At 31.9% G+C, this 24,090-nt stretch carries 12 protein-coding genes and 1 tRNA gene; 11 read left to right on the top strand and 2 right to left on the bottom strand.

Annotated elements, in window-relative coordinates; translation table 4 throughout:
- The first annotated feature begins 30 nt into the window (after positions 1–30).
- The 5 genes from IM807_RS04360 to IM807_RS02360 all read left to right on the top strand — a co-directional run bounded on the left by IM807_RS04360 (position 31) and on the right by IM807_RS02360 (position 12,955).
- Positions 31–3,294, top strand: coding sequence for a P110/LppT family adhesin N-terminal domain (locus tag IM807_RS04360; protein WP_196362954.1), 3,264 nt, complete (start codon positions 31–33; stop codon positions 3,292–3,294).
- Positions 3,295–3,552: 258 nt separating this feature from the next.
- Positions 3,553–6,699, top strand: a complete 3,147-nt coding sequence (locus IM807_RS02375) for a P97 family adhesin (protein ID WP_196362953.1) — start codon at positions 3,553–3,555, stop codon at positions 6,697–6,699.
- A gap of 35 nt (positions 6,700–6,734) precedes the next feature.
- The gene (locus IM807_RS04355) at positions 6,735–9,884 is read left to right on the top strand and encodes a P110/LppT family adhesin N-terminal domain (protein WP_196362952.1); all 3,150 of its coding nucleotides are present in this window, start codon (positions 6,735–6,737) and stop codon (positions 9,882–9,884) included.
- 193 nt (positions 9,885–10,077) lie between these two features.
- Positions 10,078–12,267: a putative immunoglobulin-blocking virulence protein gene (locus IM807_RS02365; RefSeq protein ID WP_196362951.1), complete on the top strand. Its 2,190-nt coding sequence runs from the start codon at positions 10,078–10,080 to the stop codon at positions 12,265–12,267.
- 91 nt (positions 12,268–12,358) lie between these two features.
- Positions 12,359–12,955: a hypothetical protein gene (locus IM807_RS02360; protein WP_196362950.1), complete on the top strand. Its 597-nt coding sequence runs from the start codon at positions 12,359–12,361 to the stop codon at positions 12,953–12,955.
- A gap of 114 nt (positions 12,956–13,069) precedes the next feature.
- Here the strand turns inward: IM807_RS02360 and IM807_RS02355 are convergent.
- Positions 13,070–13,144: transfer RNA gene (locus tag IM807_RS02355), tRNA-Trp, on the bottom strand.
- A gap of 54 nt (positions 13,145–13,198) precedes the next feature.
- On the opposite strand from IM807_RS02355, the gene IM807_RS02350 reads away from it, so the two are divergent.
- From IM807_RS02350 to IM807_RS02325, 6 genes are all read left to right on the top strand, one after another.
- Positions 13,199–13,807, top strand: coding sequence for a chromate transporter (locus IM807_RS02350; protein ID WP_196362949.1), 609 nt, complete (start codon positions 13,199–13,201; stop codon positions 13,805–13,807).
- Positions 13,791–14,441: a chromate transporter gene (locus IM807_RS02345; RefSeq protein ID WP_196362948.1), complete on the top strand. Its 651-nt coding sequence runs from the start codon at positions 13,791–13,793 to the stop codon at positions 14,439–14,441. The genes IM807_RS02350 and IM807_RS02345 overlap by 17 nt, the downstream gene beginning before the upstream one ends.
- Before the next feature lie 10 nt (positions 14,442–14,451).
- Positions 14,452–15,270: an MAGa7180 family putative nuclease gene (locus tag IM807_RS02340; RefSeq protein ID WP_196362947.1), complete on the top strand. Its 819-nt coding sequence runs from the start codon at positions 14,452–14,454 to the stop codon at positions 15,268–15,270.
- A 27-nt stretch (positions 15,271–15,297) separates the two neighbouring features.
- Positions 15,298–16,551, top strand: a complete 1,254-nt coding sequence (locus tag IM807_RS04350; protein ID WP_308699291.1) for an Hsp33 family molecular chaperone HslO — start codon at positions 15,298–15,300, stop codon at positions 16,549–16,551.
- Between the two features lie 539 nt (positions 16,552–17,090).
- The gene (gene tig / locus IM807_RS02330) at positions 17,091–18,494 is read left to right on the top strand and encodes a trigger factor (RefSeq protein ID WP_374958960.1); all 1,404 of its coding nucleotides are present in this window, start codon (positions 17,091–17,093) and stop codon (positions 18,492–18,494) included.
- A gap of 33 nt (positions 18,495–18,527) precedes the next feature.
- Positions 18,528–18,929 carry a hypothetical protein gene (locus tag IM807_RS02325; protein ID WP_230861169.1) on the top strand — a complete coding sequence of 134 codons (402 nt, stop codon included), beginning with the start codon at positions 18,528–18,530 and terminating at the stop codon, positions 18,927–18,929.
- A gap of 2,275 nt (positions 18,930–21,204) precedes the next feature.
- Here IM807_RS02325 and uvrA read toward each other — a convergent pair.
- Positions 21,205–24,045: an excinuclease ABC subunit UvrA gene (gene uvrA, locus IM807_RS02320; protein WP_196362946.1), complete on the bottom strand. Its 2,841-nt coding sequence runs from the start codon at positions 24,043–24,045 to the stop codon at positions 21,205–21,207.
- Positions 24,046–24,090: the final 45 nt, after the last annotated feature.

The raw sequence follows: 24,090 nt of genomic DNA, 5'->3' as shown, positions 1-24,090 counted from the left end.
ATATAAGAACTAAATTAAAAAAGGAAAAACATGAAACTGTTTAAAAAACCAATTTGAATTATAACAACTATTTTAGGAACCACAATTGCAATTTCAGCAGTTGTAGGTACTGCTATTGGAATAAAAGCTTATAATAATTCTTATTATTCAATTTTAAATGAGAAGCCCGCCTTACTAAAAACGCAAGTTAATTCAGCAATTTCAGCTGAAGAATTTGCCAACATAGTCAAAGATTTGAAAGTAAAATCTGGTTCAACAAAAATTTCTGCTAAAACCGCACTTGCACTTGCAAAAAGTCAACTTTATCACCTTGATTTAACAACATTTTTTGATTTTGAAACTCTAAAATCAAAAGGTTTTGGTGTTAGTCTTGATTTTTCACAAGCTGAAGCCGCAGGCACAGTAATCAAAAAAGTTGTTGTTTTTGCAAAATCAAGAAAAGACCAAACCACTTTTTCTTTGGCTGTTGAACTTAAAGGTTTTGCTGAAAATGACGGTTCTAATGGTGATTTAAGTAAGTTTCAATTAGATTCTACAAAATCTTTTGCAAACATTATCAATGGAATTTATACTGCTACTGAATTTAAACAAAAATTAGAAGAAAATTTTGAAAATGCAAAACAAATTAGTCTTTTTGCACGTTTAGAAAGCGCCCTAATTGATTCAGGAGCAACACTTTCGCTTTATAATTCGCTGGGTGCGCCTGTTTTCATTGGTGATAATTTTGAACTTGAACCAGTTTTGGTTGGAAAAAAATTGAGTCTTCTTGAAAAAGACGGCAAATTATTTTTGCAAATTAATCTCAAAGATAAAATAGCAAACAAAACTCAAAAACACGATTTAGAAATTCGCGGACTTGCCGAAAAAGCAAAATTAGCTCAGGAATTAAAGGTTTGGTTTGAAAAAAATCTTGCTAATCAAATTGAAATTAAACCTGAAGTGCAAAAAGTGATTTTAAAAGAAAATGTAAGTCTTACTGATCTTTTTTATGGTTCAGTGAGTGGAACTGAGTCACAAAAGCTAAAAACTAAAACTTTTGATCAACTTTTTGAAGTGCTTCAAAAAAGTTTCGAAGTGGAAACAAAAACCTTCGGAACTTATGATGTAACAATTACAAAAACTTCAGTTGCTGAAAAATCAAAAATCTCTGAAACTGATGTGACAAAATTGCAAAAAGAGAAAAAATTGCGCCTTAATTTTGAAATTGATATTAAACGCCTTGATTCAAAAGTTGCCACAAAGATCACTTCAAGCGCTGATTTAGCAATCGATTTAAATAAATATGAACGTGCTTTGGGCTCAATTTTTGGTTCACTAAATTCATTTCAAACTTTTTCAATACCTGAAAATCCAACTCGTGCTCTGACTTCAAATGATATTAAAACCACAATTGACCAACTTTTTGAGTTAGCAAAAAATAATTCAAAAGCCGATGAACCAAACGATGAAATTATCACAAGAGTTTACTTTCTTGATCATGGAAAATACCCAAGTGAAGAGGAAAAAACAAAAGCAAAAGCTGGTCTGAAAACAGCTATTGCTGAAGCAAAAAAAAGAGTAGAAAAAGAACTTGGGACACCAGCAAAACCAGCACCAGCAAAACCAGCACCAGCAAAACCAGCACCAAGCGGTAGCGCTGCAGCAAGTGGAGGTTCGACTCAGGCAACTTCTGCTTCGCATTCAGCGACTATGACAAAAGTTTCACTTTTTGCAGATGAAAAAAAACCACAAAATACCCTTGAAAATAGTTCAAATACTAAAATTGGAACAAACGTTTGAACAACAATCAACGCGGCTTCAATTTATGATTTGAAAGGGGTTAAAACTGAATATAAAATTGAGGATATTGGTACTGATTTAGTTTTTGATTTTAAATTGATTTCTACAACTGATGATTCAATTCTAGCATCTTCACAATTAGTTATAAATAATGTAATTGATTCAACAAAATCTGCTTATGATGTTCTTCAAAAGTACAATCCAACTTTATTTTTGGAGCCAACTGGTGCAAAAATAAAGGAAAAAGACGATAAAAAAACTTTTGAAATAACTGATCCAATCAACAAAAAATTAGTTTTTACAACAACTGGAGCTACCAAAACTAAGGATGGTTTGGAGTTAAGTCAACCTCTAAAATATGGTGGAGAAGAAAAGACCTTAGCACAGGTTTCTGAAATTTCACAAGTTTTTCCCCGTCTTCAAAAAACAATAACACAACTTGATTCTGGTGCAATTTATCTTGCTTTTAGCGCAAAAAATATTTCTGATAAGAAACAGCATTATCTCCTTTCTGACAAGAGTGGAAAAGGGATTTTTATTCAAAAAATGGAAACTTTAAAGACAAAAAAACCTTTTTTTGTCGTTGGAATGGACTATAAACAAATTAGCGGTTACGTGTATTTAAGGTCAGCAATTTGGTCGCCCAGACCTGGACACCTTTTGCTGCCTTTAAAGGGTGGAATGAAGTCAACTGATAAACAGCAAATTTTAGTAACTTCTGGGTTTCCAAGAAGTTTAACACCAACTTCAGATTCTGAAGTTACAACTGGCAAACCTGAAATAACAGGAGTGCAAGCTGGCGGTACTATTTCCTTGCCTTTTGAAAAAAACCCAAGTATTTCAGTTTTCGGAATTGTCTCACCTTCAAAAACTGAATCAAAATCTGAAACCCAACAAAAAACTCCGGAACTCCAGGACATCACAAATAATGTTTATTTTAATCAAAGCACCTATCACCCTGAAGATCAGGAACCAGATAAAAATGAAAACGGTGGCGGATTAATTCAAGAAAATGAGAACCTGCTGCTTGAAATTATCAAAACACCTTACTCAATTAAAGTTAGTTTATTTTCTTCAAACACCAAAGATCCAAAAAATTATAAAGAGGTTGGTGTTTTAATTTACAATATAGATGCGTCAGGAAAATGAAATCCCTTCCCAAATTTCTTTAATTTGGATTGAACCAATATTGGGCCAAATCCAGTTTCCGAAACTACTCAAGATCAAGGCAAAAAAGCCGAAGGAGCCCAAAATCAAGGGAAAAAGTCCGAAGGAGCTCAAAATCAAGGGAAAAAAGCCGAAGGTGCCCAAAATCAAGGGAAAAAGTCCGAAGGAGCCCAGAACCAAGGTAAAAAAGCCGAAGGAGCCCAAAATCAAGACACTTCTCAATCCCAAGCTAAAATCACCCTGAAGGCGCTAGCAGTTTTTGACGACCCTAACTTTACAACCAAGAATTACGACGTTGCGCGTAGCGAGATTTTAAGATCATTTATTGATGCTTATATTAAAAAATAATAATATAACTTAATCACCAAGGGCGCTTGCCCTATTAATTCTGGAAGAGCTAATAAATTTTTATTAGCTTTTTCCTTTTTTTTTTTTTGGTTTGGTATAATGTATTGAAAGTTTCTTTATTAAGTTTTTGTTGTACTTCCCTCCAAAATGTTTAATTTTGAAGGGGAAAAAGTGGAAAAATTAATGAATTTTCGAAAAATTTTAAAAAGTTGAAGATGCAAGCAAAAACTTATTTAATGTGAACAAGGAGGTTGACTCATGAAAAAGTTTTTACAATCAAAATTATTTATAATTGGACTAGCCACCAGTGTGGCTAGTTTGGGAATTTTTGGCCTTGTTGTTGGACTTACTTCAACAATCAAATATAATGCCGAAAATCCACGTAAGGTTGTAAATGAATTTGCTGCAAAATTGACCAATTTGTCTTTTAGTCTGAACGCTTTTGATGCAAATTCTGACTACCAAACTGTCAAAAACTCGCTTGTTGATTCAAGCAACCAAATTAAAGACCAAGATGGTGTTGTCAATTATTTTTCCTATTTTAGAAGAAACGGTGAAAATTTAGAAAAAGTTGACCTTGCTGACAAAGAAATAATTGCTAAAAATCTCAGTCTCAAAATTATTGAAATTGTTCCTGATGATGGAAATCAGAATTTTCGTGTTAAATTTCAGGTTAGCCAAGTACTTGAAAATGGTGATGTTGCAAATTCAGATATTTTTGAGCAAACCGTTGTATTCGCCAAAGAATCTAAATTCTTAATTGCCGAATTTAATTCAACACTCAAAAAAATTACTGACAAATTAAATCAGCAAATTCAAAATTTAGTTTCTAACAAAAGTAGTAGGTTTGCTGATGCTCCTTCAGCATCTCAAAGTATAAAAGATACAAGAAATCCTGCATCTCTCCGCCCAATTGACTTCCAAAATGAACTTAACACAGCCATAAATCCAAGCCAATTAAACACAAAACTCGCTAGTTATTTTCCCAGTTTAAAAAATATTGTTGAAACCTTAAACGCTTCACCTGAAAATAAAATTCCAAATGACACTGCTAAAATTTTTGATTTTAGTTTTGTCAAAGATCGTTCTACCTACCAATTTGTTGGCCTTCAAGACCAAATTCCGGTACTTTTTTTGGAAGCAAACTTGACAAACGCGGCTCGCAACCAAATTGGTGAGTCTGCAATCAACTTCAAGCCAATCATTAACGCGATTAAAATCGTTAAAAGTGACAAATCTTCTTATTTTTTAGATTTAAATGATTTTCTGAAAAATTTAGATTTAAAAAATCCGGAAAAAACTGATTATTCTGCGTCAATTAACAAAATTTTTGCACAGGAGTTTTTAGCAAAAATTAAATCCGGATTTTTCAAAAATCAAGCACAAAAATCTGGTGCAACAAAAAAGGAAATTGAAGAACTTTTGAAATCCAGAAAAATTGAATACAAGTTCGGAAATTTCACCGATATGTTTAAACAAAACCCTACCGAAGGTCTTAATTTCACCTTTGATACCCAAAAATCATTTGTGGATCCAGAGGATAAAACTAGTGTTCACATCCCTTTTGAAATTTCAGTTCAAGGTAAATTTTTTAGCCAAAAAAGCAGTGAACAAGAGGTTGGGACCAAAAAAGGCGATCTAAAATTAGTTGGATTTAAAGGAATCCAAAGAGCAAATTCACCTGAATTTCCAAGTTTAAATGCTGAAATTTTCAAACAAAAATTTGTCCAAGGAATCGAAAAAGCTAAGGAAAAGCAGGATTTATTTGCCTTTGGTGGAAAACCTCGTCCTTCTTTGGAAAAACTTGCAAAAGCAGAATTTGATGAACTTTTCAATAAAAATGTTGATGAAAATACTAACAAATTAAAACAAGTTTTGCAAAATAATTATGATTTTGACCTTGACCCTTATTTTTCACTAGCTGATTCTTGAACCGGTAAACTGAAATTACCAACTATTGGTGACATCAAAAAGTTTACTAAAGATCAAAGAGAAATTCTTCGTAATAAAAATTTAGCTGTACTTGATTCACGTGAATTTCTTCGTGATGGCCACCAAGTTGCCAGTTTTTTTCAAGATTTGCTAACAAAAGACCAAAAAACAATTGTGACAACACTTTTTGAGCTTACCAAAAAATTTGGATTACTTGATGAAAGAAAGGATTTGCCTGAAGATCTTTTGAATGCAAATGATAATCTTTTTAGTGCTGCAAAAAAAATTACTCTTACAAATACAACCACTGAACCTAACAAAAACGAAGTCAAATTACTCTCATTTAACGATGTTTGGCGTGATTTTAGTGAGGGCGGAATTGGATTTTACGGCACTTTAGTGTTACCAACAACAATTAATGAAAAATTAAAACCACTTGCAAGTGATAGTGCAATTTTTGCGGAGTTAAAAAATCACTTGTTGATTAAGCAGGATTTAAAGGCAACTCCAGCTGCGGTTGCAGCAGCCATTCCTGTTGCATCTGAAATTACAGAAAAAAAATTGACTGAAGGGGTAAAATTTACCACTTTTGGCGACATTTTACTAGCTTTTTTTCTTAAAGCAGCTCAATTCGCTAACTTTTCAGCTTGAGCCAAACTTGATGACAACCTAAAATATACCCTAATTTTTGAAAAGGGAAATGAAACTGATTCTACAAAAGAAACTGTGGATAAAAAAATTGAAGAATTATCAAATGCAATAACAACTCCAAAGGAACCAGCTCCAACAACTCCAAAGGAACCAGCTCCAACAACTCCAAAGGAACCAGCTCCAACAACTCCAAAGGAACCAGCTCCAACAACTCCAAAGGAACCTCAATACATTCAAATTAAATTTAAATTTAAACTTGAATATTTAAATAAAAAAAGTGATTTTAGTTTTTTAACCCCAGTAAACAAGGTATTTCTGGAGTTGGAAAAAGATGATGTTTATAAACAGCACAAGGAAATTAAAGAACTTAATAAAGTTGTTTTGTCAATTCCACAGGAATTTTCAGAAACCACAATTGATGAAGACAGTTTTTCAAAATTGACCTTTCCAAATGTTCAAACCCCACCTTCAACTGGAGAAAACTCTCTTTCAAAACTTCTCCCAGAATTTGGCAAAAAAATTGAAGAGTTTCTAAAAAAAGAAAAATATGAAGCAAAAATTGAAAGTATTTCACCACTTGCCAACAACTCTGATGTAAAAATTGTTCTTTTTAGAATTAAAAAAACTGCTGAAGGAGCTCAAAATCAGGGGAAAAAAGCTGAGGGAACGCCAAATCAAGGTAAAAAAGTTGAAGTTCAAGAAAAACTTTCAAGTTTAAAATTTAGAATCGTTGTTAAAAAAGGCGCAAAAAAAGCTAATGCTCCCAGGAGCTCCGAAACCAACAGAGGCTCCGAAACCAGCAGCGAACCCGCAACCCGCTAGTTCTTCTAATGCTGCAAAATAAAAAGGTAAAAAATATGAAATTAGTTAAAAAACAAATTCTAATTATTGCGTCAGTGTTAGGTTCAGCCTTGGTTTTTTCGGGAGTTGTTGGCACTGCAATTGGTATAAATGCTTACAAAAAGTCTTATTATTCAATCTTAAATCAAAAACCAGCAGAACTCAAAGTGGCCGTAAAATCGACAGTTTCTCCTGAAGAATTTGCTGGAATTGTTGCCAATTTAAAAGTTAAAGCTGATGCACCGAGGGTTTCGGCAAAAACTGCGCTTGCGCTTACAAAAAATCAACTTTATCAGTTTGATTTAACAACATTTTTTGATTTTGAGCCCCTAAAATCAAAAGGTTTTGCTGTTAGTCTTGATTTTTCACAGGCTGAAGTTGATAAAAATTCAATCAAAAAAGTTGTTGTTTTTGCAAAATCAGAAAAGGAAAAAAATATTTTTTCTTTGGTAACTGAACTTAAAGGTTTTGCTGAAAATGATGGTTTTGACGGTGATTTAAATAAATTTTACCTTGATCCTTCAAAATCTTTCGCTAGCATTTCCAATGGTTTTTTTACACCTTTGGAATTTCAGCAAAAATTACAAGAAAACTACCAAAATTCTTGGCAAATTAATTCTTTTGTGCGTTTAGAAAACGCTCTAATTAATTCAGGAGCAACACTTTCGCTTTACAATTCATTGGGTTCACCAATTTTTATTAGTGATAATTTTCAACTTGAGCCAGTTTTAGTCAAGGAAAAAACTCAGGAAAAACTGAGTTTTTCCGAGCAAGACGGAAAATTATTTTTAGACCTTGAATTAAAGGACAAAATAACCCAAAAAAGTGTTAAATATAAATTAGAAATTCGTGGTTTGGTGAGTAAAGAACAATTGTCGCAAGAACTTGAGTCTTGATTTGCAACAAATCTTGAGGACAAAATTCAAATTAAACCTGAAGTTCAAAAAGCAATTGTGGATGACAACACCAGTTTCATTGATTTTTTTTATGGTTCTAGTGCCAAAAATGGAAACCAAACCCAAAAATTGGCCAATAAAAAGGCTTTTTCAGATATTTTCTTAATTCACCAAAGTGATTTTGATGTCAGAACAAAAAATTTTGGCACTTATAGTGTCAAAATTATTCGTCCAGAAGTTGTCCAGAAAAATGAAATTTCGCCAACAGAGCTTGCGAAGTTGGAAAAAGCGAAGAAAATTCGTTTTGTTTTTCATGTTGATGTCAAACGACCTCAAGCAAAAATTACCTCAAAACTCGCTGTTCCCGTTGATTTAGAAGTAGATCTAAGCAAATATGAACGAGTTTTGGGGCGGATTTTTGGCTCAGTAAATTCAGTTCAAACTTTTTCAATACCTGAAAATTCAACCCGAATTTTGTCAACAAAGGAGATTAAAACCACAATTGACGAACTTTTTGAGTTAGCGAAAATACCATCTAATTTAGAAAATCCAAGTGATGACGTTGTTGTCAAAGTTTATTTGCTTGATCATGGTCGTTATCCATCTGATTCTGAGAAAAAAATAGCAAAAGATGCCTTAAAAAAGGCAATAATTGCTGCGAAGACAAAGGGTGAAAAGGCAGAAAATGCTGCACCAAAATCAAAAAATGACTTACAAAGCAAGACCTCAAAAAATGGTGCCAAAAGTCAGGAAACTAAAAACGAAAATGATGCTGAAAAAAAGGAGCCAAAATCCCTTGATTCAATGAAACCTGCAAAAGCGAAAGTGAGCGCTTTTGCTGATATAGAAACTGAAAATCAATCAGCAAATTTAGCACAAAATTCTGAATCTGGAATTGGTACTAACATTTGAAAAGCAATTAATGCTGCTTTAATTTATAATTTAAACGATGTTAGTGCTGAATACCAAATTAAGACTATTGACGCTAATTTGGTCTTTGAGTTCAAATTTGTTGCAAAAAGTGACAAAAATAGGGTTTTAGCGTCTTCACAATTGATTATTAACAACGTAATTAACTCGCAAAAATCTGCTTATGATGTGATTAAAAAGTTTAATCCAAGTCTCTTTTTAGAACCAATTAGCGCAAGATTTAAGGCTGATGTATCCAAAAAAACCGCCGAATTGGCTGATCCTGCCAACCAGAATTTGCTTTTTAAATCTGAAAGCGCAACTCTAACCCAAAATGGGTTAGAGTTGACACAGCCTTTGAAATTTCAGGTTAAAAACGACCTGAAATTGCGCACAGTAGAACCACCAAACCGTGACGATTACGGTGATTTTAAGTACACACCAAAACCGCAATCGCGCTTGGATTCAGGAGCGCTTTACTTGGCCTTCAATGCCAAAAATATTTCTGATGGAAAACAACATTATTTGCTTGCAGATAGTAACAATAAGGGTATTTTCATCCAAAAAATGCAAACAAGCGATAAAAAAAGCTTTTTTATAATCGGCATGGACTATAAATTCATCAGCAAATATTCTTTGTATGGTTGAGGAACAAATAAAGGTATGCCTGAAGTTCAAGGAAACTTGTTTTTATTACCTTTTTCTAATAAAATTAACCAAAAATTACTGGATGAACAGCAAATTTTGGTAACAAGCGGACTTCAAAAAATTTCACAAGAAGACGCCAAATCCTGGCTTGCATCAGCCGGAAAAGAAACCGAAACTCAGAAAAAACCAAGAATTGGTGATGTTGTTCACAATGTTTGGTTTGCCCAGAAAGATTTTGGTTTTCCTGAATCTGAAAAAGAAAACCAAAAAGGCTTGATTCAAGAAGATGCCAACATCTTGATTGAAATCCTCAAAACACCTTATTCACTCAAACTTAGCTTATTTTCAAGTGAAAATAGCGATTTAAATGTCAAGGAAGTGGGAACTTTGCTTTACAATGTTGACCTTAAAGGAAATTGAAATCCTTTTCCAAATTTCTTCAATTTGGATTGGAACCAAATTGGCCCAAATTCAACAAAACCTGAAGTTAAGGTTCCTGTTGAATCTAAAAAAGTTTTAGCAGCTGAAGATTTAAAAGAAAAATCTTCAGCAAAAACCAAGGAAGTTCAACCTTCAACCGAAACTGAAAAAAAAGCAACGATGACATTGAAAGCGCTGGCAGTTTTCGATGATCCTTTGTTCACAACGCGCGAATATGCGAAAAATCGGAATGAAATTTTACGGGCTTTTTTGGATTCCTATATTAAAAAATAAAATTAAATTCAAATCTAGGCATTTTAAGACGTAATAAAGTGCGCGACTCCAAGGTTTTGAAAATTTCTAAAAATTCTTTGAATTTTTGGATTTTTGTGTATAATTTTGAAAACTAAAACTGGTTGTTGAAAAGTGAAATTTTTATATACATGTTTTAGTTTTTTGTTAATAATTTAAAAAGGGAGGTGAAACTATGATTGTTCATTTGACGCGCCGACGAAAATATGTAGTTGCTGTGGTTGGATTTACCATGGCCGCTTTCGCCTCGCTGGCAATTAAAGAAATATTGGCAAATTTTGATTCTAGTACAATTAGAGTCAGTTATTCAACTGCTGCGCCTTCAACAATTGCAAAAAACCGACCTAATGATACTGGTTTTAATTCGCCAGTTGCCAACTCAAAGTTTGTGCCACCAAAACCAGTTGAAAAAAAGCCAGAAAACCCGGTTAAACCGGAAATTATCGTTCCTAAAGTTGAAAAGGTTGAGCCTCTTCCTGAAAAAATAAAGAAGATAGAAAAACCTGCTCCAGCTCCAGCAATTGAATCCGTAACACCGATTCAACGTCCTTCACGAACAACAACTCCGTCACGCCCAATTTATCATCGTCCTACTATTTCAAAGTCTCAGCCTATCCCTAAAACACAATTTCGGCCACAGGCTAATAATTCTCAACCTGCTGCGAATATTGGTGATAGCGCGTACCAAAGAGCGCTAGGGTTATGACGCCAGCAAGCCGATCGAAAAATTAACGAGGTTAGAAGTGAACGTGACAAATATGCTGCTCAAGTTGCTGAACAAGATCGAATTTTAAAAGATGTAGAGAATCATTGAAAAACTTACGGCCCTACTGACGAAAAAGGAAAACCAAAGGTTTCTTTGGAAGTTTATATTGAAGGTGTAAAATATAAACGTTGGGTGGCAAATAATTATCGCGAGCGTGAAGACGCATATTTAAAAGTTATCGAGCAAAAAAGGAAGCTTAATCAACCCTTTACTGCAGACGAACTGCAAATGATTAAAGATGGTTACACCCCTGATCCTGCAACCGATGGTTGAGAACCAAAAGTGAATGTTGTTGTAAATAATATAAAAAAAAATAATGCAAGAAGACTAAATGCAGTTGATTCCAAGTGGACGCGCTATGACGGCACTGCAATTAACTCACTGAAGTATGATGGGTGAGACGATTCTGATGCAAGTAGTGAAATTAGTGAATTTATAAAAGATAAAGGATTTTCTTCTAATAGCATTGTCTTGAAGAGATATACAAGAAAACCCGGAAATACTGCCGGAAAATATTCTGAATTTAAAACATTAATCTTAAATGCTGATGATGACAAAGCTTTTGAAGCCTTTGCTGAAATTATGAAGAAAGCCGCTGAAAAAGATCAAAAAATTATGTCAATTGTTCTAAAAAATGTTGGTGCTATACACAAAACGCAAAATATTAAGAAAATTCTTGAACTTTTACCAAAACAAATGCAAAAGGTTTCCCTGTTCTTGGATGACCACCAAGCAATTAATGGACTTCGCGGCTTAGAAAAATTTAGCAAATTAACAGAATTAGAACTATATTCCAATTCTGAAACTAACGAGTCCAACTGAGCTATCAACCCAAATGCACTTAAAAATGTTGATTTTATTTCCTTTGATTATATAAATAAAGGCGACATTAAAATGCGGAATCCTGGGGAAAAAATTGCTGGTTCAATTATTTTTGATACCCTCCGTTGAGACGAAGGGGACACCACAAATGAAGTAAATGAAGGATTGAAAATTGCTTTTGGCTCCAAAATTGATCAGCGGGTTTTCCAAGGAACCCATGGTGGTAGAGGTGGTTACCCTATTAATCTTGATTTTTCTTCTTCAAAAAAAATCAAGACATTAAAAGGGATTAATTTTGGTGAAATTGAAACTTTATTCAACCAAAAATTGCAAAGTTGAGAAGTTGAAGCTGAGTCACGAAAAAACCCTGCTCATGTTACTTTGAAATTTCAATATTTGTATTTCGGAGCATCGAAAGTAAAAAACTCTAGCAATTCCAATAATGAGCAATGAGTTTACAAAGTTTCTGCTGATGATTTTCAAAATTCTCAATTTACTGACCGACTTGTTTCTCCGCCACCACTTAGCCCTGGAATTTATGTAAAAGACGACAAGGGAAAAAATTTAACTAACATTCCGCTTTACATCACGGGAACTTCGTTTAGTGGCGACGCGCTTTCTCAGTTACAAAAATTTGTGTCTGTTGGAAAAAGTAGCGCAACTTTTGGAAAAATTTATGTTGAAAAAGAAGAACTAAAAAGTAAACTTTCTGGTCTTGGTCTTTCTGTTGAAACTAAACAAATCACTGTTGATGATGAAAATAATAAAACAAAATAACTAATTTTCCTATTTTTACTTCAATTTGTAATTTTTCACTTAAAATTAATAAAGATTTTAAATTGATTTTGTTTTTACAAAAAAAGGAAAAATGGAAAAAAATAGCAAATGAGTTTCGCAAATTAAATTTAATTTGCAACGTTATCAAAAAATTGTTGAGAAGTTAAAAACAGTTGCAATTTCGTTAAGTCAAAATGAAAGGACAACTCAAATTTTGTTAAATGTACTTGATTTTCCCCATGGAATTGGTTTGCGGAAACTTCCCTTTTTAAAAGGCTGACCTGCTAAAAAAATTAATGTTTTTATTATAAGCGGCAAATTTCGGGAAAAATTTACTAATTTTTCAAAGTGAGATAACAGTGATAATCGTGCTCTACTCAACCAAATTAAGGCAAAATTAGTTGTTTGAGAGTATTACTTAGCTTTTTTAGAGGGTGATTATCAAAAAACAAAGGTGGCGAAGGAAGTTTTCTATGCAAAAAAGCTTTATTTTTTTCGAGGGTTAATCTGGAAAAGTGAAAAATACACAATGGTTGTGGGGCTTAATAAGTTTCGGGGTAGCGGAGAATATAAATCTGATTATTGCTCTTTTTACACGGCACTTTTGACCCATAAAGATATTACTAATAAAGTGCAACTTGTGGAAAATATTTGGCAAATAAAACGGATTTGGTATAACCAAAGATAATTTCACCTTTAAAATTATTGAATTTTAGTAGCTTTTTGAGAGTTTTCATACAAATTTTTCATTAAAATTTGTATGAATTTCTTTTTTTTTTTTTTTTTAAAAAAAAAAAAAAAATGGCAGAGGTGGCAGGACTCGAACCCGCAACACACGGGGTTGAAGCCCGTTGTTCTACCTTTGAACTACACCTCTAAGCCACTAAAATTATAACATATTTTTTAAAAAATACTATATTATATAAGAGTTATGAACTGAAAATTGTCAAAATTCACTAAAATTAATAAATTTTTAGACTTTTTGTGGTTTATCATCAAAATTTCGATGGTTTCCTTTGGTGGCGGAAACGCCCTAATGCCGATTATTTACGAGCAAGCAGTTGTGAAAAAGAAGTGAATTACAAAGGCAGATTTTGATGATGGATTTATTATGACAAATTTGCTTCCTGGTCCATCAGTTTTACAAATGATTTCGTTCATTGCAATCAAAAAACTAGGTTTTCTAAGTGGAATTTTGGTTTCAATTTTAGGGTTGTTACCACATGTTTTGTTGTTTTCAGGGTTACTTTTTTTGACAAAGTTTTTACCAAAAAACTATTTTATTGTGCTAAATTTGGCTGCTTTAACAACAATTGTGGGAATTTTGCTAGGTTTTTCCTATATTTATTGAAAAAATAATAGTAAATCACTTAATTTTGGACTTTATTTTGCACTTTTGTTTTTCAGTTTTATTTACTGTTTTTTTGTGCCAAGTCCATATAATTTGTCACTTGTACCTGTTTTTGTAGCAATTTTAGTTTATTCAATATGATTTTTTTTCAAAAAATTAAGAAAGAAAAGCAATGATCGTATTAATTAGCGTCGCTTCAGCCGCCTTGATTTTAATTAGTTTGGTTGTTTTTGGTGGCGGACAAATTTTTATGCCTGTTTTCAGCTGATTTTGACTTAGACTTGGCGATTTAGGAATGAAAATTTCTGAAACGCGAATAGACGAAATTTTTACGATTGCAAATTCAACTCCCGGAGTTTTGTCGTTAAAATTGGCCGCTGCCACTGGTTTTTTAATCGGTGGTTACGGCGCGGTTGGTTGAATTTTAACAATTTTTTTGATGCTTGTTTTTTCGTTACCGGCAATTTTTTTGATTGCTTCTTGGTTAAGAATCAAAAAGAAATATTCCCAAAAAAATACTATTTTTTGGTTTAATTTGGCAAAAATTTTAAAGCCGATTATTACAGGAATCATTTTAGCCCTTTGTTTTCAAATTTTTACTAACCTAATTCTTGTAAATTATAATTTTAATACTAATGGCGGTTATATTTTGTCAAAAAAAACTGATGAATTTTTCCAGGGTTGAAGATTTTGGGTCTACATTAGTTTTGCCTTTTTCTGAACAGGCGCTAGTTTGGTGCTTTATTTGAAAAAAGTTAATGTTTTTTTGATCACAATTTTCGGAATTTTGTTAGCATTTATTTGCCTACAACCATGAATTTAGGAGTTATTTTATGTATAAAGATCGCAAATTTTATCACAAAAAAGATTATTTTATTGACTTTGAAAAACAAGTTTTAGTTCTGGAAAAGTCTTTCCATGAAAAATTATTAGCAAAAAAATTTGCCTTTAATACTGGTTTCAAAAAAATTGGTGGTTCCTTAATCGGCGAAGTTCTTGGTCTTGATAATTTTAGTTCGCCTTTTCGCGCTTTTGTTAAAATTGCAAAATTGGATATGCCGATTTTGGACACAAAATATATTGACGCGGGTGTTGCGATCGAACCACTTGTAATTGCAGCAATTTTTGAAAAGACAGGTTTTGAAATTGAAACTTTTCCGCCCGAAAAATACAATTATGACTATTTTAAAGAGGACCCGATTTTGGGCGGAATTCCTGATGGTTTTATTAAAAAAACAAACACAATCATTGAAGTTAAAACCACAGGGATTAAAAATCTAGAAAAATGAGGGAAAAAAGGTGAAAATTTACCCCAAAAATATCTAAAACAAGCGCAACTTTATTCATTTTTAAAAAAGGCCAAAAATTTTGCAATTGTTGCAACATTTTTGGAAGATTCAGATTATGAAAATCCACAAAATTTTCCAATTAGAAAACGGCCAATCCGAACTTATGCTTTCAAGGTGAACGAAGAGCAAGTCCTGGATGACATTCAAAAAATTAAGAAATGATATGAAAATTTCACACAACTGGGAATTTCTCCAAGGTTTGATCCAATTTTGGATGCAAAAATTCTTGAATATTTGTCCTGTGAAAATCAAGAGGAATGGAAAAATCTTTATGAAAATTGGATTTTTCAGCAACAAAAATAAAAAATTAACATTTTTATTTAAGGTAAAATGGCAAAAATGACAAAAATGGCTTCACATTCAAAAGTTTTTTTTAAAAAAAATATTTTAATTATAGTTTCGGAAATGACTGAAATTGTCAATGAGGCAATCAAAATTCATGATCTTGAAAATATCCAGTCACTTATTTTGGCAGCAGGAATTAGTGTTTTTTCGCCACTTTCGCGACTAATTAAGAAAAAAAATGGTGGTTTTTTGATTAAAATTTCCTCGGGAAATTTGAATTCAATGACAATTGAGACTAATAATCAGGGCCAAATTCGAGCTAGTTTTGATGCAAATGACCTAAAATTAGTTGCAGATGATTTTTTTAAATTGCCACTAAACAAGATAATTAGTATGTTTGTTGGTAATTCAGGTTTTTTAAAAATCATATATTTGAATCAAAAAACTAACTATGAAAGCCAAATTTCATTGCAAAAAGGCGATTTTTCCACAGATTTAGTATATTTTTTTGATCAGTCACAGCAAATAAAATCAATTGTAAAAAATTTGATAAATCTTGATAAAAATCTGAAAGTAACCAAGGCGCAATCAGTTATTGTTCAATTTTTGCCAAACCATTCTCAAGAAGATAGGGAAGAAATCAAAAAGTTATTTAAAAATAAAAAAATCACTGATTTTATGAGTTTTTTTGAAAATTATCAGTTAATTGATTCACAAAATTGAACTTATTTTTGCAAGTGTACTGAAAAAAATTTGGATTCAACATTAAAAATGTTGAGTGAGAACGAAATTGACGATTTAATCAAAAATTTTGGAAAAATTGAATTTAAGTGCAATTTTTGTGCAAAAAGTCAATTTTTTAGTAAAAAAGATTGACTTTTTGCACAAAAACCTTTTAGCTTAGCAACTGTTGAGTCGCTAACTGGTGGCGCTTTTGCGGCAAAAGTTGTAGAAAAAAGCGGCGCAAGTGCTTTTTTTGCTGGCGGACTTATTTGCTACCAAAATCAAATTAAAAATCAGTTGGGAATTGACACAAAAAACGGAGTCACAAATGCTAAAACCGCTTTGAAAATGGCTGAATTTGGCAGAGAATTTTTCAAAACAAAATATGTCATTAGCTTCACTGGTAATGCAGGTCCAAAAATTCAAGATGGTAAATTAGGTCAGGTTTTCGTTGCTTTGAATGAAAAAGTCTGGGAACTAAATTTCTCAGGAACTCGGGCAGAAATTATTGAAGCATGTATTAAATTTGCGGGCGAAAAAATCAACGAAATAAGGCCCGGAACAATTTCGGATTAGATTTTTTAACTTGAAATTTTTATTTTTCAAGCTAAAACAGAATTTAAATAAGACCTGAATCTAGTGACTTTTTATAATTTCCAATTTTTAAGCATTTTTGATTAAAAATTGGAAAATTTGGTCAATTCTTTATATGAAACCCCCTTTGTTATTTGCTAATTAAAACCTTTGATTAACCAGTTTTTGGAGCAAAAATTGGCTTATTTTTCCTAAATTTTTCCACCTTATGTGCAAAAAAATATACTCTAGATCACAAAAAACCTCTGAAAAATTGACTTAATTTTTCTTTCTTGATTTTTCTAATAGTTAAAAAACCTAAAATTTAACATGGAATTTTTGCTTTTTTAGATTAAAACCAAAAAGCCAAAAAACCAAACTTTTGATGATTTAAGCACGTATTTTTAGTATTTTTCCCAATTGAAACTGGATCTCATTTTAAGTTGAAAAATATTTTTTAGTTTTTTCAAATACAACTTTGAAAATTTACTCTATAATTATATGTATATTTATTTTAAAGATGTTATGAAAATGGAGGTTTAATGTCAATGATCACTCGTGAATTACTACCGCAAAGCGCCGAATTAAAAATTAGATTAGTTGCAAATCCAGAGCAGTGAGCTGAATTTTATGCAAAAGCCGAATTAAGGCAGGCAGCAAAAATTTCTCTTAAAGGATTTCGTAAGGGGAAAGTTCCGTTAGAAAAAGCGCGTCCATTCATTAACCAAGATTCAGTTTTTGAGCTAGCACTTAGATTGTATGTTCCTGAACTTGAAAAATTAGCATTTACAAATGTAATGGATACTGATAATGTGATTGAATCTCCAGTTTTTAATGTCATTAACATTGATCCGAAAAATTTGGAAATTGAATTTCTTTATCCAACATATCCAGAAATCAAACTTCCAGATTACAAAAATCTTAAAACTAAATTCAGTGTCAAGGAAATAACAAAAGCTGATCTTGACCTTGAAATGAAAAAATTATTAGAATCCAAAGGTGAATTTGTTGAAGTTAAGCGCCCTATCAAAATGGGTGATGTCATTAATTTTGACTTCAAAGGCTTCATTGATGATGTTCCTTTTGAGGGCGGTGAAGCCGAGGATTTTGTACTCCGTGTTGGCTCAAATAGTTTCATTAAAGGTTTTGAAGAACAACTTGTTGGTCTTGAAATCAAAAAGGAAGCAAATATTAATGTCACTTTTCCGGCTGACTACCATGTGCCTGCTTATGCAAATAAGCAGGCAAGGTTTTTGGTGAAAATTAACAAAATCAAGGAAAATCATCCTGCAAATTTAACAAATGATTTTGTTGCTTCGCTGAAAATTCCGGAGGTTAACTCAATTAGTCAGCTTGAAATTTACATGACTGATTTAGTAAGAAGGGAAAATATTGAACGAGTACGGCTTGAGTTTCAAAAAGACGCACTTGCAGAAATAACAGCGCAAGTAGAAATTCCACTTGCTAGCAAATTGATAAATAGTGAAATTTACCGCTTGAACGAAAATTTCACCAACACCTTAAAAGAACAAGGCTTTTCGCTTGAAGAATATTATAGAATTACTAAATTTACTCCAGATGATATTTATGCTCAATTGGATGCTGAGGCAAGAAAATTGTTGAAAAATTCCTTTGTTTTTGCCGAAATTGCCAAATTAGAAGCGCTTGCGCCAACGCAAGAAGACATTAATGAGCAAATTGAAAAAATGGAAAAAATTACCGGAAAATCGTTTCGCGAATTGGAGCAAACACTTCCAATTAGCGAATTGCAAATTAGTATTACAAATAGAAAAGTAATTGACAAATTAATTGAATTTAATACACTAGAATTAAGCCAAAAAACTGTTAAAGAAGAAAAAAAAGCAACTAGCAAAAATCAGAAAACAAACTCAACTGAGAAAAGCAAAAAGTCTTCTAACAAAACCTCCACTAAAAATTCAAAATAAATTGACATTTTTTTTAATCATTAAGGAGGATTAGTGTCAAAAACTGGCATGTTTTTAATCACAATTTTATCAGTCATTTTTGGAAATATCATTTTCGTTGGAATAGTTGGCGCAACATTATATTTTGTGTTTAAAAGGCAAATTAATGGCTTTCAAATTGATAAAATCACCAAAACAGTCACTGAAATTCAGAATGCATTAAATAACCTTGACTCGGTGCAAATCAAAAAATTTCAAGAAGGTTTAGACAAATTTGTGCAACTTGATGTCAACGGTCTTAAAACTCAACTTGATGTTCTTAAAGGTTTTGACCCTACTAAATTAGATGAAATTCTAAAGCTTGTCAAAGCTATTTCACCTAATAAACTAGCTGTTGCCACTTCAGTTGTTTCATCAAGTTTGATTGAATTTCCAGTTGTTTGAAAATTAACTTAAAATTTAACATATAAAAAACAAGACCTTTTGCTTCGAAAAGGTCTTGTTTTTTATATGTATTGCGCCATTTTGGTTTGATTTTAAATCAAAATCACTATGAAAATGGCATATTTGCAGTGAAAAATTAGTTGATTATTCCTAAATTTTTTCACTTTTTGGAATTCACAAATGTTTTAAAAAACGTGAGCTGGTAAATTTGCGACTACCTTTGAATTAATTTGATTTTACCACAAAGATTTTTTGTAAGCTGTTAAAATTTGTGAATATTCAAAGCCTCTTTTAAAAAACAGACTAAACTAAAATAGTTTTGTTTTTCTTATGATTCAAAATTATTTCTTAAATCTAGACTCTCTTTGTTTTCGATAAAACTATATAAAAAGGTAAACCCAATAAAAAGTATTGTTTTAACGATTGATAATAAAAAGACAAGTATAAATTTTACAACATTTTCGTTATTAAATTTTTTTTCTTTTTTAGATTAAATAAATTAACCATATTTCAGCCTTTTTAAACATTCATACTTGAAAAATAATCCATTCTATGCATTGTAATACAAATTGTAATAATAGAGATAATTTGCACAAATTCTAACTTTTTCAAATTTCCGGGACAATTTGTTTTTGTTGAACTAGCGCAATAGGAGTAAGTAAAACGGGCTCGCCAATGTTGAAAATATTAGTGCTGAAGAAAAAAATTAAATTTATTTGATTTTATAAGTAAAGCTTTCATGATTGTTCCTTTCTAGTTTGTACAAAAATTATATAATTTGGAGTTATAGCACAGATATAAAAGAATTTATAAAAATATGAAATTGTTCAGAAAAATCGCTGTTTTTACCAGTTATTTCAGTATTATAAGCCCTTGGCTGTTGTTTGTTTCTTGCAAAAACATCATAATTAGCAAATCTGAATTATCGAAAATTGAAAACAATGTTTTTAATTCTACAGTAAAAGAAAACAAAATAAATTTAACCAGATTTACCGCAACTTTGTTAAAAAAAGACTGATAATAATTTGATTTTGTTAGCACTTATTATTCATTAAATTCACTAAAAAATAAAACAGCAAATTTTTGACATTTTTTGGCAACAATTTAGTGCGAAAAACTCAGAAATCAAATTAAATCAAAATCAAAATTTAGAGTCGAATATGAAAATAAAGAAAAAGATATCATAGTTTTTTCTTTGCGTGCAAAAAATTTCTTGTCCTTGACAATTTCAGCTTCCATTGATTTTGAAGTTCTAAAAGATTTTGCAAACACAAAAAATAGTTTATTTAGCTTAGGTTTTCTTACGCTTTTAAATGAGAATTTTAAACTTAAAACATCGAAAATACTATTTTATTTGAATGACAAAATAGCTAAATTAGATAAGGAAAATGTTTTTGTTAAAAACATTGACTACACTTAAGGTTCTTCGGGTTCTTCGTTATTTTTCAAAAATAAACTTGTTGGTTTGTATAGAGGCAAAAAATTGAAAAATGGGAAATTAACTCCCTTTTTTAGGCTTATTGATCCTGAGGATTATTTTAAATTGAATCAGCAGTTTTAAAATTAAAAAATTAGAATAAAAAACTAAAAAAAAAAAAAAAAGTAATAAATTAGTAGAAAAAATTCAGACAATTAGTTTTTTCAATGATTTTAAGACAAACTCTATTTTTATTTTTTCTAACATGTTCATTTTTAAAAAATTCTGAAGAATTGATTTAACTTATATAAAAACTTGGAGTTTTATATGATAAACTACTTTGTGAAAGCTTGAGTTGCTCTATATTATTTAATAAATGAATTTTTTTGATGGTTAACGGTTGTATTTTCGAAATTTTAACCTTCAATATTAATTAATTCTCGCTGTAAAATCGCATAAAGCTTTCTATTTTTGTGCGATTTTGCTGTTTGATTTGCTTTTTAAATTTCTCTAAATTCTTCCGCAAAATGCAAAATTGTTGTTTTTTGCCCTTGAGATTCAGCGATTTTGGTGTATTTAATTTTCTGTTCAACTGTGAATTTATATTGTTTCATTTTGACACACCCTTTCTTGATGTGTCTGAAATTAATATACTAATTTGCTGTGAAAAGTTTTTTGCGAAAAATCAAAAAAATGTTATAATTTTACTTGAGCTACCAGAAAAAGGTACATAAGCTTTGGCCAGCGGCCCGGGCTGCTCAAACGGGTTGAACTTGACTTTGCAGTTGTAGTTAAAGCAAAAAACTGTACCACCAAATTTAATTTGGTGGTTTTTTTGTGAAAATTTTGTTTTAAAATATTTAATTTTCACTATTTAATGTTTAAAATAGTCTTTAAATATTGGCCAGTGTACGAATTTTTTACTTTTGCAATAGCTTCCGGAGTCCCTTTAGCTACAATTTCTCCGCCCAATTCACCACCATCAGGGCCTAAGTCTATAATGTAATCAGCCACTTTTATCACATCAAGATTGTGCTCAATTACAATCACACTGTCCCCATTGTCAACAATTCTGTTTAAAACTTTAATTAAATTGGCGACATCGTAATTGTGAAGACCTGTTGTTGGTTCATCAAGGACAAAAAGTGACCTTCCTGTTGGTTTTTTTTGCAAAAAAGTTGCTAATTTTACTCGTTGAGCCTCACCACCAGACAAAGTTGTTGCTGATTGACCAAGTTTGATGTAGCCAAGACCAACATCAAAAAGCGCTTGCAATTTTGCAACAATTTTTGGCCAGTTTTGGAAAAATTCTAGTGCTGATGCCACTGTTAAATCAAGTACATCAGCAATTGATTTTCCATGAAATTTTATTTGAAGCACGTCTGGTTTGTATCTTTTTCCCTGACAATGATCGCACAAAACATAAATGTCCGGCATAAAGTGCATTTCAATTTTAATTTGCCCATCACCTTGGCACTTATCACAGCGACCGCTGGCTAAATTAAAGGAAAATTTTGATTTAGAAAATCCAAGCGCACGCGCCTGTTCCGTGTTGGCAAAAATATCACGAATATCATCAAAAACAGAAGTGTAAGTTGCTGGGTTTGAACGCGGCGTTCTTCCAATTGGACTTTGATTAATAGCAACTAATTTATCTATATTAAAAAGACCTCTAATTTCAGCGTGTTTCCCTATCCTCGTGTTTGTTAAATTTAGATTTTTTGCAACAGCCTTCACCAGAATTTGGTTAACTAAAGTTGATTTTCCTGAACCAGAAACTCCGCTAACAACCACAAATTTGCCTAGTGGAAAGTTAACGCTAATTTTTTTTAAATTATTTTCTTCAGCTTTTTCCAAAATGATAAATTGCCCATTGCCAGGACGACGTTTTTTTGGAACTGGAATTTTTAATTTTCCGGTTAAAAATTGTCCAGTAATCGATTTTGGTTCGTTTTCAATATCCGAAATTGAACCTGCAGCAACAAGAAAACCACCGTCTTCACCAGCCTTTGGGCCAATATCAACAAGAAAATCAGCAGCTAAAATTGTTTCAAAATCATGTTCAACAACAATTAAACTGTTTCCAATCTCAACCATTTTTTTTAAAGTTCTAATTAATTTATCATTGTCCTTTTGGTGAAGTCCAATCGAGGGTTCATCAAGAACATAAAGAACCCCGGTTAATTGGGAACCGACCTGGCTAGCAAGGCGAATTCGTTGCGATTCACCTCCAGAAAGTGTTGCTGCTGAGCGGCTTAAGGTTAAATATTCAAGTCCAACATTAGCTAAAAAGGACAGTCTTGACTTGATTTCTGACATGATTAATTGAGAAACCTTAAGATCAAAATCAGGTAATTTTAAATTTTCAAAAAAATTAATTAAATCCTTAATTGAAAGTTGGCTTAACTGAAAAATGTTGTAATTTTCAATTAGAACTGCCAAACTATAATTGTTTAGACGCGCTCCTTTGCAAGCGCTGCAAGGAAATTCAGACATCATTTTTTTAAATCAAAGTCTCATTTCTTCACTACTAGTTTCCCAATATTTGCGCTTAATCCGATTTAGAACACCTTCAATCGGGCGAAAATAGTCGTAGCGTTTGCCACTTTCTGAAATTAATCAGTAATTTATTGATTCTTTTGCACCATTTTTAACAATTTCCAGTTGTTTTTTAGTCATTTGACTGATTTTTTGGTCCATTGGAACCTCAAAAAAATCAAGTAAAATTTTAAATTCTTGTCATTCCAGTGATTTTGTATTCGGCGGTTTTCCAAAATATTTTAATGCGCCTTGATTAATTGTCAAATTTTTATCAGGCACAACTAAATCAAAATCTGGCTCAATATTTACACCAAGACCTTTGCAAGTTTCACACATACCATGGGGTGAATTAAAAGAAAATAAGCGATTTTCAAGGTTTGGCATTTCAAAATCTCCCAATGGACAAGCCAATAATTGCGAAAATCGTACTGTTTCTTTTTCATTAAATTCGCAAAGTACAATCCCCTTTCCTAATTCAAAAGCAAGTTCAAGTGCGGACTGTAAGCGATTTGCGTCCTCTTTTTCTAACAAAAAACGGTCAATAACAACAGAAATTGTGTGTTTTTGCTTAGGATCAAGATCAATTTCATCAGTAAGATAATAAAAATTACCATCAATTTTGAGTCGTACAAAACCTTGATTTTTAAGGCTTTCAATCAAATTGCGGTGACTCCCTTTCTCCATTTTGACAACAGGAGCCAAGATTACTAATTTAGTTTTTTCAGGCTTTGCAAGAATTGCTGACAGAATTGCTACAATTTTCTGAGCTTCAATTTCAACTTTATGATTTGGGCAAACTGGTTTACCAATTTTTGCAAAAAGAAGACGAAAATAATCATAAATTTCTGTAATTGTTCCAACTGTCGAGCGTGGATTGTTATGACTTGTTTTTTGTTCAACTGCAATTGTAGGCAAAAGTCCATAAATTGCATCAACTTTTGGTTTTTTTGTTCCACCCAAAAACTGTCGAGCATAAGAACTAAGCGAATCAATATAGCGGCGTTTTCCTTCTTCATAAATTGTACTGAAGGCAAGTGAAGATTTTCCTGAACCTGAAAGTCCCGTAAAAACGACTAATTTATTTTTAGGAATTACAAGATCAATGTTCTTTAAATTATTTTCGCGTGCGCCCTGAATGTAAATAAAATTATGTGTGTCTTTTTTTGTCATAGTTAAAAATTTAATAGCTTTTTATGAAATATTTAAATTTATCTA

Origin of the sequence: Mycoplasma sp. 'Moose RK' (assembly GCF_015708155.1) — a bacterium.
Lineage (GTDB): Bacteria > Bacillota_I > Bacilli_A > Mycoplasmatales > Metamycoplasmataceae > Mesomycoplasma.
This window is presented reverse-complemented; position numbering and strand designations above follow the sequence as displayed.